This window comes from Streptomyces sp. NPDC086519 (assembly GCF_040686075.1).
GTDB lineage: Bacteria > Actinomycetota > Actinomycetes > Streptomycetales > Streptomycetaceae > Streptomyces > Streptomyces shenzhenensis.
The window spans coordinates 1-14,418 of the sequence record NZ_JBFBJL010000058.1; the positions used below are offsets into that span (position 1 = coordinate 1).

The window sequence follows — 14,418 nt, forward strand, 5'->3', positions numbered from 1 at the left end:
TGTGTGACGGGTGTTCTGCGGTGTGCTCTCCCGATCGGGCCCGGGCGGGCGGCCGGGGGTGCGCGGGGGGGTGCCCCCCGGTGGTCCGACCCCCCCGCGCCCCGGGCCTGTGCCAGGGGCGCGGGGCGTTTCTCCGGCGGAGCGCGCTCCGGCGTGCGGGGCGCAATTGCGAAGCTTTTTCAGACAGTCACACAAGCCTCCGAAAATACCTTGTTGCACCTCCCGCGCTTATCGCTCTTTTGGTTCACTCGCATTGAGTGAGCGCTTCGGTACCACCGTGACTTTGGTACCCGTCCCGTTCCGCGCCCGACTCGCCCTCTCGCGCCCGGGCACGAGAGGAAACGAGTCCCCTCTCACCTCGCTCAGGCAGCCTCCGCTGAAATCCGTGGCGAGCCGGGGCCCGCAAGGGCCTGCACCTGCACCTGACGACCTCGGCGGGTACGGCACCACGCGCAGCCGCCGTCGGCCGCCTCGCATGGCGCGGCCGACGGTGCCCCTCCCGCCCTGGCCGACAGTCGTCCGGCCAGGGCGCGGTCGTCCGCACGGCACAAGAAGGAGAAGAAGCATCATGGCACCACCCGTAGTCACCAGCGTCAGCCCCAGTCAAGGCAGTCAGGCGGGAGGCACCGCCGTCACGATCACCGGTTCCGGTTTAACCGGCGCCGTCGCGGTCAGGTTCGGTTCAGCTCACGCCACCAACGTCGTCGTCGTGAGCGACACACAGATCACGGCCACGACCCCGGCAGGCACCGGAACGGTCAACGTGACGGTCACCGGACCGGGGGGAACCAGCACCCAGAACGTGACCTTCACCTACACCGCGGTGGCGGCTCCGACCATCACCAGTCTGGCTCCGCCGAGCGGGCCCGCGGCGGGTGGGACCACCGTGGTCATCAACGGCTCCAACCTCTCGGGTGCCACGCTGGTTCTCTTCGGCGCGAGTCCCGGCGCGATCACCCATGTCACCCCCACACAGATCACGGTGATCACGCCCGCGGGAAGCGGGACCGTGAACGTCACGGTCACCACGCCGGGGGGTGTCAGCAACCCGCTCCCCTACACCTACACCTTCGTTCCGGCGCCCACGATCAGCAGCCTCACTCCCCCCGACGGGCCCATGGCGGGCGGCAACACCGTCGTCATCGCCGGCACCAATCTGACCGGCACCACGCTGGTTCTCTTCGGGTTCACCCCCGCCACCATCACCGGCGTCACCGCCACCTCGGTCACCGTCACCGCTCCCCCAGGAGTGCCGTCCACGATGAACGTGACCGTGACCACGCCGGGCGGCACCAGCAACGCACTGCCGTACACCTACGTCGCCGCCCCCGTCGTCTTCGACGTGGAGCCGCACTTCGGTCCGGAGTCCGGCGGTACCAGCGTCGACATCACCGGCAGCAACCTGGCCCTCACCACCGCCGTCGACTTCGGCGCGAACCCCGCCACCGGCTTCACGGTGGTCTCCGACAGTGAGGTCACGGCGATCGCCCCTGCCGGAACCGGCACGGTCGTGGTCACCGTGACCACACCCGGCGGCACCAGCACCGTGGGCCTCGGGAACCCGTACTACACGTACCTGGGCACCCCCGTGATCACGTCGCTCACCCCGGACACGGGCTCGACGTCGGGCGGTGAGGCCATCACCATCGGCGGCTCCAACCTCACCTTCACCGACTCCGTGACCTTCGGCGGAAACCCGGCCGCGTTCACCGTGATCTCGGACAACCTCGTCGTCGCCACGGCTCCGCCCCACGCGGCCGGAAGCGTCAGCGTCCAGGTCCACACCCCGGCCGGCAACAGCAACGCCTTCCCCTACACCTACGTCTGATCCACGACGACGGGCGAGCGGGGCGGCCGACCGAGCGGCAGGCCGCGGCCCCCACGGCGATCTCTCCGCGGCACCGACGGACGTGAATCGCCGGTCAGTCCTCGGCCTGCTCCGCGCACAGCCTCCTGAGCACCGCCCCGCAGCGCCGTGCGTACGCGTGCTGCAACCCCCGGGTCGCCGGGCCGCCTGCGCGGGCGTACCACTTGGCGGGCTTGCTGAAGGCGGCGACCGTGAGCCAGACCGTGCCGTCGCCCGTGCGGTCGACCACGAAGGCCTCCTCGCCGCATTCGGGGTGGCCGGGCAGGGTGCCGTAGGCCCAGCCGGCCCGCCGGGACTCCTCGGCCGTCCAGACTATTCGGCAGGGGGCCCTGAGGAGGCCGGCCAGGGTGACGGTGACGTCGACGCCGGGGGCCGCGCGGTCGGCGGCGGCGTCGATGCCCACACCGAGGGCGCGGTGCAGTTCCCAGGTGAGGACCGCCTCGGCGGCCCGGTGGAAGACCTCCTGGCCCTCGCCTATGCGCGTGCGCACATGCAGCGGGTGGAAGCCAGGCGGGCAGGCGGCCAGGTTCTCGCGGGTGGCGCCGACCGCCTCGTACGTGAAGGACATGGGACAGAGCGTAGGGCGGGCCCCCGGGGAGCCTTCTCCCCGGGGGCCCGCCGTGCCGCTCGGTGCTCGGTCAGCTGACGTTGACCGCCGACCAGGCCGCCGCCACCGCGTTGTACTCGGCGGAGCCGGAGCCGTACAGCGCGGCCGCCGCGGACAGCGTGCCGGTCCGGGCCGACTTGTAGTTGGTGGTCGACGTGAAGTACGTGGTCAGGGCCTTGTACCAGATCTGCAGGGCCTTGTCCCGGCCGATGCCGGTGACCGTGGAGCCGTTGTACGTCGGCGAGTTGTAGCTGACGCCGTTGATGGTCTTCGAACCGCTGCCCTCCGAGAGGAGGTAGAAGAAGTGGTTCGCGACACCGGACGAGTAGTGCACGTCGAGGTTGCCGACCGAGGAGGACCAGTAGTTGGCGGAGCCGCCGTCCTTGCTGGGCTGGTCCATGTAGCGCAGCGGCGTGCCGTCGCCGTTGATGTCGATCTTCTCGCCGATGAGGTAGTCACCGGGGTCCGAGGCGTTGGCCGCGTAGAACTCGACACCCGTGCCGAAGATGTCCGAGGTGGCCTCGTTCAGGCCGCCCGACTCACCGCTGTAGTTGAGACCGGCGGTGTTGGAGGTGACGCCGTGGCTCATCTCGTGGCCGGCCACGTCCAGCGAGGTCAGCGGGTGGGTGTTGCCGGAGCCGTCGCCGTAGGTCATGCAGAAGCAGCTGTCGTCCCAGAAGGCGTTGACGTACGAGCTGCCGTAGTGGACCCGGGAGTAGGCGCCGACGCCGTCGTTCTTGATGCCGCTGCGCCCGAAGGTGCTCTTGTAGAAGTCCCAGGTCTCCTGCGCGCCGTAGGCGGCGTCCGCGGCCGCGGTCACGTCGGTGCTGGAGCTGGAAGCGGTGCCGGTGCCCCACGTGTTCGTGGTGTTGGTGAACAGGGTGCCGGTGCCGGAGCTGGAGGTGTGCTTCAGGTTGTACGTCTTGTGGCCGCCGCGGGAGGCGTCGGTCAGCGAGTACGTCGAACCCGACAGCGTGGTGGTGAGGCTGACCGTGCCCGAGTACAGGGTCTTGCCGGTGCCGGTGGCGTTCTCGATGCCCTGGTACTCGAAGAGCTTCTTGCCGGTGGCGGCGTCGGTGATGACGTGCAGCTGGTTGGGGGTGCCGTCGTCCTGGAAGCCGCCGACGACCGTCTCGTAGGCGAGGACGGGGGTGCCCGAGCCGGCCCAGATCACCTTGCGGGCGCCGTCGGCGGCCGACTTGGTGGAGCCCAGCGTCCTGGCGGCGGTGAGAGCCGCCTTCTCGGCCTTGGCCACGGTGAGCTGGGGCTTCAGGGAGGCCACCTTGATGGTCGCCTTGGTCGCCTTGGTGACGCCCTCGGTCTTGCCGGCCTTGGAGGTGTGGACGACGAGGTCGCCGCCGAGGACGGGCAGGCCCGCGTAGGTGCGCTCGTAGCGCGTGTGGACCGTGCCGTCGACGTCCTTCACGACGTCCTTGACGACCAGCTTCTCCTTGGCGCCGAGGCCTATCTGCCGGCCCGTCTCGGCGACGTTCGCCTCCGCCTTCTGGATGAGGGCGGTGCGGGCGGAGTTGGAGAGCAGGGTGGGGGCGGCGGCCAGCGGCTGCTTGTCGGCGGCCGAGGCGTTCGCGGTCATACCGGTGGTGAGGAGGGCGCCGGCGGCGACAGCGGTGGCGATGGCGAGCGTGGTGCGCTTGTGACGCGCGTAGCGGGGGCTCACTCAAGCTCCTTCAGGATGTGGGGAGTTCGGGCGGAGTTGGGGCTTCCGACCCGACTGTGGGGTTGTGAAGTTGCTGTGCTGTGCGACGGGTGATGGAAGAGTGACATCAAGGTCGCGTACATGTCATGACCCTGAAGTGATGTTGGCCGAAAAGCAGGTGTTGGGTGAACGTTGCGACCATGTAAAACGGGCGCCGCCCGAGGGGACGCTCCCCCTGGACGGCGCCCGGCGCGCGCGTGCGCAACCTGCGGTTACGGGAAGGTCAGCTTCCACCCGTTGATCGTGCCGACGTCCTGCGCGGCCTGGTCCTGGACCTTCAACTTCCAGGTGCCATTGGCCGATTCGGACGAGGCGTTCACCGTGTAGGTGTCCGTCACGTCGTCCGCCGAGTCGGACGAGCTGAAGTTCTTCAGGCGGTACGACGTTCCGGACGGGCCGACGAGATCGATCACCAGGTCGCCGCGCCAGGTGTGGCTGATATTCGGCGTTACCTGCAAGTTGCTCGGCGCGTTCCCGGTCCGGCCGGAGACCGTGATGGACGAGGTGACCGCGGGCCCGTTGTCCGGAATCGACACGGGCGTGCTGCTCTCGTACGAGGTGCCCGTGCCGCCACCGCCGGAGCGCGAGCCGACCGCCACGGCCGCCCAGGCGTCCTGCACCGCCTTGTACTCGGCGCTGGTGGTGCCGTACAGCTCGCCCGCCGCCGCGAGGGTGCCGGTGCGGGCGCTCGCGTAGTTGGTGGTCGAGGTGAACTTGGTGGTGAGCGCGCGGTACCAGATCTGCAGCGCCTTGTCCCGGCCGATACCGGTGACCGGAAGGCCGTCCGCCGTCGGCGAGTTGTAGCTGACGCCGTTGACGACCTTGGCGCCGCTGCCCTCGCTCAGCAGGTAGAAGAAGTGGTTGGCGGGACCGGACGAGTAGTGCACGTCGAGGCCGCCGAGCCCCGAGTACCAGCTGTCCTTGGACGCGCCGTCCTTGCTGGGCTGGTCCATGTAGCGCAGCGGGGTGCCGTCGCCGTTGATGTCGATCTTCTCGCCGATGAGGTAGTCGCCGACGTCGGTGGAGTTGTTGGCGTAGAACTCCACGCCGGTGCCCATGATGTCGGAGGTGGCCTCGTTCAGGCCGCCGGACTCACCGCTGTAGTTGAGGCCGGCCGTGTTCGACGTGACGCCGTGGCTCATCTCGTGGCCGGCCACGTCGAGGGCGGTCAGCGGGTCCGCGTTGTTGGAGCCGTCGCCGTAGGTCATGCAGAAGCAGCTGTCGTCCCAGAAGGCGTTCACGTACGAGTTGCCGTAGTGCACGCGGGAGTAGGCGCCGACGCCGTCGTTCTTGATGCCGCTGCGCCCGAAGGTGTTCTTGTAGAAGTCCCAGGTCTCCGCGGCCCCGTAGTGCGCGTCGGCGCCCGCGGTGGCGGCGTTCGACGTGGTGCCGTTGCCCCAGGTGTTGCTCGACTGGGAGAACAGCGTGCCGGTGCCCGAGGTGCCGTGGTTCAGGTTGTACGTCTTGTGGCCGCCGCGGTCGCCGTCGGTCAGGTTGTACGTCGAGCCCGACTGGGTCGTCGACAGCGACACCGTCCCGCTGTACTGGGTGTTGCCGGTGCCGGTGACGTTCTCGACGCCCTGGTACTCGAAGAGCTTCTTGCCGGTGGCGGCGTCGGTGATGACGTGCAGCTGGTTGGGGGTGCCGTCGTCCTGGAAGCCGCCGACGACCGTCTCGTAGGCGAGGACGGGGGTGCCCGAGCCGGCCCAGATCACCTTGCGGGCGCCGTCGGCCGCGGACTTGGTGGAGCCCAGCGTCCTGGCGGCCGCGAGGGCCGTCTTCTCGGCGCTCGCCGCGCTCTTGGCCGGGGTCAGGTCGGCGACCTTGAGGGTGTGGCTGTTCGCCTTGATGACCCGCTCGGTGGCGCCCGACCTGGCGGTGTCGACGATCAGGTCGCCGCCGAGCACCGGGAGACCGGCGTAGGTGCGCTCGTAGCGGGTGTGCAGGGTGCCGTCGGCGTCCTTGGCGACGTCCTTGACGATCAGCTTCTCCTGGGCGCCGAGGCCTATCGCCCTGGCGGTGGCGGCCCGTTCGGCGCTCGCGTCGCGGAGCAGCTCCGCGCGCTGCGAGGGGGAGAGCTTGACGGCCGCGTGGGCCGGGTTGGCCCGGCCGGACTGCGGGGCCGCCGGGGCGGCGCTGGCGGTGCCCGACTGGACGGCGGCGGCGATCAGGGCGGTGACGCCCGCGAGGGCGACGGCAGCGGTGCGCCGGTACGTGCTGTGGGGGGTGCTGTGGGGGGTGCGTCTGCGCGAGGAACTGCTTCTCAACACTGACTCCTTCTGCATGGCCGCGGGTCGCACGGCCAGGGGAGACCCGGACGGCGGGTGGGCCGGCCGGGCAGAACTGGGCGGAACGCGGAACCACGTGCGTGTGCAGTACCCGGCTCGACAGCAGCGGTGGGGCGAATCTGTGGGGTTGCTGTGAGTCGGCCGTGGGAAGAGTGGCAGCAGAAAACGCCACCTGTCAGGACCGCGTCAGGAACTTGGCCGGAAATCGTTCGTTGACCGGATGTTCATGTTCGGTATGCGGATCGTTGAGGGGGCGTCAAGGGCGTCAAGGGCGTCAAGGGCGTCAAGGGCGTCAAGGGCGTCAAGGGCGGCAGAGGCCGCGGCGGTGACCGCGGCTCAGGGCGCCTTCTCGCCGTGCCAGGTCGCCCACAGCGCCGCGTACGCGCCGCCCGCCGCCACCAGCTCGTCGTGCGTGCCGACTTCGGTGAGCAGGCCGTTCTCCATCACGGCCACCCGGTCGGCGTCATGGGCGGTGTGCAGCCGGTGGGCGATGGCGATGACCGTACGGCCTGCGAGTACGGCGGCCAGGGCGCGCTCGGTGTGCCGGGCGGTCGCCGGGTCCAGCAGCGCGGTCGCCTCGTCCAGGATCAGCGTGTGCGGGTCGGCCAGCACCACCCGGGCCAGCGCCAGTTGCTGGGCCCGGGAGCCGTCGGTGGCCGGGCCGCCCGTGCCGAGCGGGGTGTCCAGGCCGTCGGGCAGGCCGCGCACCCAGTCGTCGGCGCCGACGGCGGCCAGCGCCGTCCACAGACCGGCGTCGGTCGCGGCCGGGTCGGCGATCAGCAGGTTGTCCCGGACCGTGCCGAGGAAGACGTGGTGCTCCTGGGTGACCAGGACGACCTGGCGGCGCAGCCGCTCCGGTTCCAGCCCCGCGATCGGCACCCCGCCCACCGTCACCGTGCCCGAGCCGGGCGCGTCGACGCCCGCCAGCAGGCGGCTCAGTGTCGTCTTCCCGGCGCCGGACGGCCCGACCACCGCGAGCCGCTCCCCGGGCCGCACCGTCAGATCCACCCCGCGCAGCACCTCGCCGCCGCGCTCGTAGGCGTACCGCACCCCGCGCACGTCGATCCGGTCGTCCGCCGGAGCGGGCGCCGCGCCGTCCGCCACCGCCCGCGGGGCCCGCGCCAGCCCCTCCACCCGCGCGAACGAGGCGCCGCTGGACTGGAGTTGCTCCACCCGCATCAGGATCTGGTCCAGCGGTTCCGTGAACTGCCGCAGATACAGCGCCGCCGACACCACCACGCCCACGCCGACGTGCAGCAGCCCGCCGACCAGCAGCACGCCGGACACCGGCACCGCGTACGACACCTCGACGGCGGGGAAGAACACGGTCCGCAGCCACAGGGTGTAGAAGCGGGCCTTCCGGTTGGTCTCCAGTGCGTCCCGGCTCGCCGTGATCCGCTGCTCCTGGAGCCGGAACGCCTCCACCGTCCGGGCGCCCGTGACCGTCGCCGTGACGATCTCCGCGACCCCGGAGGTCGCCGCGCCCTCGGCGAGATAGCCGTCCCGGGCCCGGCGCAGATACCAGCGCAGCGCGAGCCAGACCGGGGTCAGTCCGAGCACCCCGAGCGCGGCCAGCGCCGGGTCGAGGACGAACACCGCGCCCATCACGAACAGCGCCTGCACCGTGTTGACCAGCAGCTCCGGCCCGGCGTCCCGCAGGGTGGTGCCGACGGTGCTCACGTCGCCCGTGCCGCGCGCGGTCAGGTCGCCGGTGCCGGACCGCTCCACGACCGACGCGGGCAGCGCGAGGGCCCGGTCCACGAACTCCTCGCGGACGCGGGCCAGGGTCCGCTCGCCGAAGCGGTGGCCCAGGTAGCGGGCCGAGCGGGCGAGCAGCAGCTGGGCGAGGGAGCAGAGCAGGATCCACCGGGCGAGGTGGTCCACGGCGCCGACCCCGCGGCCGGCCCGTACCTCGTCCACGATCCGGCCGACCAGCCACGGGCCGGCCAGGCCGGCGCCGGCCGCGGCCGCGTTCAGCAGCAGGGCGGCGGCGAAGGCACCGCGGTCCGCCTTCACCAGGCGGAGGGCGGCCCGGCGGACGTCGGCGCGGCCGGCGACGGGCAGCTGGCTCGTCGTCACCGTACGACCTCCTCGTCCTCCGTGTCCCGGGCCACCAGGGCCCGGTATCCGGGTGCGCGGTCGAGCAGTCCCTCGTGAGTGCCGGTCGCGGCGGCCTTGCCGTCGACCAGGAAGATCACTTCGTCGGCGTGGGCCAGCATCAGGGGGGAGGTGGTGGTGAGGAGAGTGGTACGGCCGTCGCGGGCGGTGCGCAGGCGCTCCGCCACGAGGGCCTCCGTGTGGGCGTCCAGGGCGGAGGTGGGTTCCACGGCGAGGAGGACCTCGGGGTCGGCGAGGAGGGCGCGGGCGAGGCGGATGCGTTGACGCTGGCCGCCGGAGAGGTCGCGGGCCTGGGCGGTGAGTTCGGAGTCGAGGCCGTGGGGGAGGGCCTGGACGATGTCGTCGGCCGCGGCGGCGTGCAGGGCCTGGGTGAGGTCCGCGGACGGGGGTGCGGCCGGGGGTGCGGTTTGAGGTGCGTCGGTGGGTGCGGAGGGGGGTGCGGTTTGAGGTGCGTCGGTGGGTGCGGAGGGGGGTGCGGTTTGAGGTGCGTCGGTGGGTGGGGACGGGGGTGCGGCTTGAGGTGCGTCGGTGGGTGCGGGTGCGTCGGGGTTGCTCGCGCCCGCGCGGCGGCAGCCGCACATTCGGTACAGCCCCGCGCCCCTATGGGGCGCGTTGTGGCAGCCGCGCAGGTGATGTGACCCCGTGCCCCTTCGGGGCGCGTCGTAGGCGCCCAGTGCGTTGCGCAACGTGTCGGCGAAGAAGTGGGCGTCGTTGTCGGCGACGAGGATGCGGGTGCGTACCTCCGGCAGGGGGACGGCGTCCAGGCGTACCTCTCCCCACGTCGCGTTCGACGGGGTGTAGCGGCCCAGGCGGTCCACCACCGCCCCCGTCTCCGTCGAACTGGCGCCCACCAGGGCCGTCAGGCGGCCCGGGCGGACCCGTACGCCCGACTCCGGGTCGTGCAGGACGGCCGGTTCGGCCGGGGCCTGCTGGGTGCCCTCGTCCGGTCGGGGCTCGTGGCGCAGGAGACTTACCACCCTGCGGGCGGCCACCACGCCCCGGCTCAGCTGGTAGCCCATGTCGAGGAAGAACGCGACCGGGCCCACCAGGACGGCGACATAGCCGTAGACCGAGACCAGTTGGCCCACCGTGATGTCGCCGCGGGCCGCCATGCGGGCCGCGATCCAGGTGACCACGGCGAGGAAGACCGTCGGCAGGCCCATGCCGAGGGCCTGGACCCAGCTGGCGACCGCGCCCACCCGGTAGCCCTGGGCGCGCAGGTGCTGGGAGTCGCGGCGGAAGGCGTCCGCGAACAGGTCCTTGCCGCCGAGGCCGTTGAGGACGCGCAGGCCGCCCGCGAGGTCGCCGATGCGGGCCGTGAGGACGCTCTGGCGTTCCCGGTACTCGGTCTCCCTGCCCTGCAGCCGCCGGGCCAGCGGGCCCGCGATCAGGGCCACCACCGGCACCCCCAGCAGCACCACGCCGGTCAGCAGGGGCGAGATCGGCATCAGGAGGCCGGCCACCACCGCGTACACGACGACCGCGCCCACCCCGGGGCCGACGACGGTCAGCGCCTGGGCGATGGTGTGCACGTCGGCGACGCCGATCGTGACGATCTCCCCGGCGTCGGCCCGGCGCGGCAGTTCGGCGCCGAGCCGTACCGCGTGCCCGACGACCACCTTGACGGTGCGGAAGTACGCGTCCATCCGCACCCGGGTCATCGTGCGGTGGCGCATGATGCTGACCCAGGCGTTGACCGCCCCGAGGAGGAAGATCGCCGCCGACCAGCCGGCCAGCACCGCCATACGGCCCGGCACCAGGCCGTCGTCGACGGCCCGGGCCATCATGTACGGCGTCCCGGCCATCAGCGTCAGCCAGACGCTGCCGAGCAGCGCCCCGGCCAGCGAGCGGCCCGGCTGGCGGGCCACCAGCCACCACAGGTAGGACCAGCCGCCGCGCGTGTCGGGCGTGCCCGGATCCTCGTAGGCGTCGATCACCCTGCCAACCCCCGTCCTTGCGGCTACGCGAGACTGTCCCGCCACGCCCTGTGCAGATCAGCGAACCGGCCCGTGCCGGCGATGAGTTCGGCCGGCCGGCCGTCCTCGACGACGCGTCCGTGTTCCATCACCAGCACCCGGTCGGCGATCTCCACGGTGGACAGCCGGTGCGCGATCACCACCGCCGTACGGCCCTTGAGCACGGTCGTCATCGCGCGCTGCACGGCCCGTTCGCCGGGGATGTCCAGGGAACTGGTCGCCTCGTCGAGGATCAGCACCGCGGGGTCGGCCAGCAAGGCGCGTGCGAACGCGACCAGTTGGCGCTGCCCCGCCGAAATGCGCCCGCCGCGCTTGCGGACGTCCGTGTCGTACCCGTCGGGCAGCGCGGTGATGAACTCGTGGGCGCCGATCGCCTTCGCCGCCTGCTCGATCTCCGCCCGGGTGGCGTCCGGGCGGCCGATGGCGATGTTCTCCGCGACCGTGCCGGAGAACAGGAACGCCTCCTGGGTGACCATCACGACCCCGCGCCGCAGTTCGGGCACGGTCAGTTCGCGCAGGTCGACGCCGTCGAGGAGGACCCGGCCGGTGGAGGGGTCGTAGAAGCGGGCGAGCAGTTTGGCGAGCGTCGACTTGCCGGCGCCGGTGGAGCCGACGACGGCGACCGTCTGCCCGGCCGGGAGGGTGAGGTCGAAGCGGGGGAGCACCTCGCCGCCGGTGCGGTAGGCGAAGCTGACCCCGTCGAAGACGACCTCGCGGCCGGGGAGTTCGGCCGCCGGCGGGGGCAGTTCCTTCGGGACCGAGGGCTCCGGGACGGACGGGGTCTGGGCCAGCAGGCCCGCGATCTTCTCCAGGGAGGCGGCGGCCGACTGGTAAGAGTTGAGGAACATGCCCAGGCGGTCGATCGGGTCGTACAGCCGTCGCAGGTAGAGGACGGCCGCGGCCAGGACGCCCAGCTCCAGGGAGCCGGACGCCACCCGGTAGGCGCCCCACAGCACGATCACCGCGACCGAGGTGTTGGCCACCAGCCGGGAGCCGACCACGTACCGCGCCATTTCGAGGAGCGCGTCGCCGTTCGTGCGTTCGTGGCGGCGGTTCAGTACGGCGAACTCGGCGTCGTTGGCGGCCTCCCGGCGGAACGCGCGCACCGGGCGGATGCCGTTCATCGTCTCCACGAACTTCACGATCACCGCCGCGATCGCCGTGGACCGCGCCTTGTACACCCGTACCGCGCGCCGCTGGTACAGCCGGACCAGCAGGTACAGCGGTACGAAACTGGCCACCGCGACCGCGCCGAGACCCAGGTCCAGCCAGAGCAGCATCGCCGAGATGTAGAGGAAGGACAGGATGACCGTGACCAGCTCCTGGAGGCCCTCGGCCAGGAGCTCGCGCAGCGACTCGACGTCCGTGGTGGAGCGGGAGATGAGGCGGCCGGACGTGTAGCGCTCGTGGAAGTCGATGCTCAGTGCCTGCGCGTGCCGGAAGATGCGGCCGCGCAGGTCGAGGAGCACGTCCTGGTTGACGCGCGCGGACGCCCGGATGAACGCGTACTGGAGGCCGCCGGCGAGCAGCGCGCTCAGGCCGTAACCGGCCGCCACCGCGAACAGCGGGCCGTGGTCGTGGCGGCGGAACGCCGGTACGGCCGTGTCGATGGCGTACGCCACCAGCAGCGGGCCCGCCTGGACCGCCGCCTGCTGGAGCAGCAGCAGGAGCGTGGTGCCGGCGACCCGCGCCTTCATGGGGGCGAGGAGTGAGCGCAGCAGGGTGGCGGTGGCGCCGGGCGGGGTGGGCAGGACGTCCCGGTCGAAGGGGTCGCCGGTGGGGGACTCGGCGGTCCCGCCGGGGTCGGCCGGATCCGGGCGAGGGCGTTCGTCGTCCTCGTCGTGGGCGGTCAGGGAGGTGGCTGCGGTCATCGGCGGTGATCCTCCCCGGACATCAGGTGGGCGTACTCGGCGTTGGTACGCAGCAGTTCGTGGTGGGTGCCGACGGCGGTGACCCGGCCGCCGGAGAGCAGGGCGACGCGGTCGGCGAGCAGGACGGTGGAGGGGCGGTGGGCGACGATCAGCGCCGTGGTGTCGGCGAGTACGTCACGGAGGGCGGCCTCGACGGCGGCCTCGGTGTGCACGTCCAGGGCGGAGAGCGGGTCGTCCAGCACGAGGAAGCGGGGCCGGCCGACGACGGCCCGGGCGAGCGCGAGGCGCTGGCGCTGGCCGCCGGAGAGGCTGAGGCCCTGCTCGCCGACCTGGGTGCCGGTGCCCTGGGGGAGGGCGTGCGCGAAATCGGCCTGCGCGACGGCGAGGGCCCGTGCCAACTCGGGTGCGCCGGCGCCGTCGTCGGCTCCCATGAGCACGTTCTCGCCGACGGAGGCGGAGAAGAGGGTGGGCTCCTCGAAGGCCACGGCGACGAGGGAGCGCAGTTCCGCGCGGGGCATGGCCGCGATGTCCCGGCCGTCGAGGGTGATCCGCCCGGAGGTGACCTCGTGCAGGCGGGGGATGAGCGCGGTGAGCGTGGTCTTGCCACTGCCGGTGGCGCCGACGAGGGCCATGGACTCGCCGGGGCGGATGTGCAGGTCGACCAGGTCGAGGGTCGGGGGTGAGTCGGGGGACGCGTCCGGGTAGCGGAACCGCACGTTCTCGAAGCGGATGCCGTCGGGTTCGGGGGCGGAGGAGAGAGGGCCGTTGTCGGGTGCGGACCGGTGGGGGCTGGTCGCGCCGTTCCCCGCGCCCCTTCGGGGCGCTGCTCGACCGGCGGCTGAACAGCGCCCCGCAAGGGGCGCGGGGAACGGCGCGGCCGGCCCCGGCGCACCCGCGGCCGACGACGAGTCGGCGCCCTCCCGCAACGCGTCCCGCACCTCGAAGTACCGCTCCGTGGCGGTGGCGGCCTCCTGGCTCATCGCCAGCAGGAAGCCGATCGACTCCACCGGCCATCTCAGCGCCAGTGCCGTCGACAGGAACGCCACCAGCGTCCCCGCGCTCAGCTGGTGCTCCGCGACCTGGACGCACCCCCACAGCAGCGCCGCCCCGATCGCCACCTCCGGCAGGGTCACGATGACGGCCCAGATCATCGCCAGCATCCGTGCCTTGCGCAGTTCCGTGCCCCGCAGGGTCCGTACCAGTTCGCGGAACGCGTGGGCCTGGCTGCGGTGGCGGCCGAAGCCCTTGACGATGCGGATGCCGAGCACGCTCTCCTCGACCACCGTGGTGAGGTCGCCGACCTGGTCCTGGGCGAGCCGGGCCACGTCCGCGTACCGCTTCTCGAAGGTCGCGCACGTCCAGATCACGGGGATCGCGGGGCCGAGGATGACCAGGCCCAGCGTCCAGTCCTGCGCCAGCATGATCAGTACGCCGACGAGGATCGTCACCCCGTTGACCAGGAGGAAGGTCAGCGGGAAGGCGAGGAACATGCGGAGCAGCATCAGGTCGGTGGTGGCCCGGGAGAGCAGCTGGCCGGAGGCCCAGCGGTCGTGGAAGGCGACCGGCAGACGCTGGAGATGGCCGTAGAGGTCCGCCCGCATCTCCGCCTCGACATGGGAGAGGGGCCGGGCGACCAGCCAGCGGCGCAGCCCGAAGAGGAGTGCCTCCGCGATGCCGAGCAGCAGCAGGTACAGCGCGCCGAGCCACACCCCGGCCGGGTCGCGGTCGGCCACCGGGCCGTCCACCATCCACTTCAGGACGAGGGGGATCACGAGTCCCGTGCAGGAGGCGACGATCGCCACGAACGCGGCGATGGACAGCCGCATCCGCACCGGCCGTACGTACGGCCACAGGCGCAGCAGGACACGGACGGCGGAGCGGTCCTTGGCGGTTGCACGTTTCGCAGGCATCAGGGCGAGCCTACGGATCGGCACTGACAACGCCCACCGAGTTTTGGCCGGACCGGAATCCGCC

General features: G+C 71.9%; 8 protein-coding genes. 1 reads left to right on the forward strand and 7 read right to left on the reverse strand.

The features are described from left to right. Positions 1 to 568 precede the first annotated feature (568 nt). Entirely contained in the window at positions 569 to 1,828 is a 1,260-nt protein-coding gene (locus AB0P24_RS37165; RefSeq protein WP_365801913.1) for an IPT/TIG domain-containing protein, read from the forward strand. A 94-nt stretch (positions 1,829 to 1,922) separates the two neighbouring features. Here AB0P24_RS37165 and AB0P24_RS37170 read toward each other — a convergent pair whose 3' ends face one another. The 7 genes from AB0P24_RS37170 to AB0P24_RS37200 form a co-directional block, all read right to left on the reverse strand. Further along, positions 1,923 to 2,435, reverse strand: a complete 513-nt coding sequence (locus AB0P24_RS37170; RefSeq protein ID WP_365801915.1) for a DUF1990 domain-containing protein — start codon at positions 2,433 to 2,435, stop codon at positions 1,923 to 1,925. Positions 2,436 to 2,505: 70 nt separating this feature from the next. After that, positions 2,506 to 4,152 carry a M4 family metallopeptidase gene (locus tag AB0P24_RS37175; protein WP_365801916.1) on the reverse strand — a complete coding sequence of 549 codons (1,647 nt, stop codon included), beginning with the start codon at positions 4,150 to 4,152 and terminating at the stop codon, positions 2,506 to 2,508. A gap of 251 nt (positions 4,153 to 4,403) precedes the next feature. Next, on the reverse strand, positions 4,404 to 6,458 hold the full coding sequence (locus AB0P24_RS37180; RefSeq protein WP_365801918.1) for a M4 family metallopeptidase: 2,055 nt from the start codon (positions 6,456 to 6,458) through the stop codon (positions 4,404 to 4,406). Between the two features lie 357 nt (positions 6,459 to 6,815). Further along, positions 6,816 to 8,558, reverse strand: a complete 1,743-nt coding sequence (locus AB0P24_RS37185) for an ABC transporter ATP-binding protein (RefSeq protein ID WP_365801920.1) — start codon at positions 8,556 to 8,558, stop codon at positions 6,816 to 6,818. Continuing rightward, the gene (locus AB0P24_RS37190) at positions 8,555 to 10,534 is read right to left on the reverse strand and encodes an ABC transporter ATP-binding protein (protein WP_365801922.1); all 1,980 of its coding nucleotides are present in this window, start codon (positions 10,532 to 10,534) and stop codon (positions 8,555 to 8,557) included. Before AB0P24_RS37190 ends, AB0P24_RS37185 begins: the two co-directional genes overlap by 4 nt. Before the next feature lie 23 nt (positions 10,535 to 10,557). Beyond that, on the reverse strand, positions 10,558 to 12,444 hold the full coding sequence (locus AB0P24_RS37195) for an ABC transporter ATP-binding protein (protein WP_365801924.1): 1,887 nt from the start codon (positions 12,442 to 12,444) through the stop codon (positions 10,558 to 10,560). After that, positions 12,441 to 14,354, reverse strand: a complete 1,914-nt coding sequence (locus tag AB0P24_RS37200) for an ABC transporter ATP-binding protein (RefSeq protein WP_365801926.1) — start codon at positions 14,352 to 14,354, stop codon at positions 12,441 to 12,443. Before AB0P24_RS37200 ends, AB0P24_RS37195 begins: the two co-directional genes overlap by 4 nt. Between the last annotated feature and the right edge of the window lie 64 nt (positions 14,355 to 14,418).

Bases quoted from the DNA above. Each gene is read 5' to 3' on its own strand.
- AB0P24_RS37195 (WP_365801924.1), bottom strand. From the start codon at position 12,444: ATGACCGCAGCCACCTCCCTGACCGCCCACGACGAGGACGACGAACGC.
- AB0P24_RS37200 (WP_365801926.1), bottom strand. From the start codon at position 14,354: ATGCCTGCGAAACGTGCAACCGCCAAGGACCGCTCCGCCGTCCGTGTC.
- AB0P24_RS37165 (WP_365801913.1), top strand. From the start codon at position 569: ATGGCACCACCCGTAGTCACCAGCGTCAGCCCCAGTCAAGGCAGTCAG.
- AB0P24_RS37170 (WP_365801915.1), bottom strand. From the start codon at position 2,435: ATGTCCTTCACGTACGAGGCGGTCGGCGCCACCCGCGAGAACCTGGCC.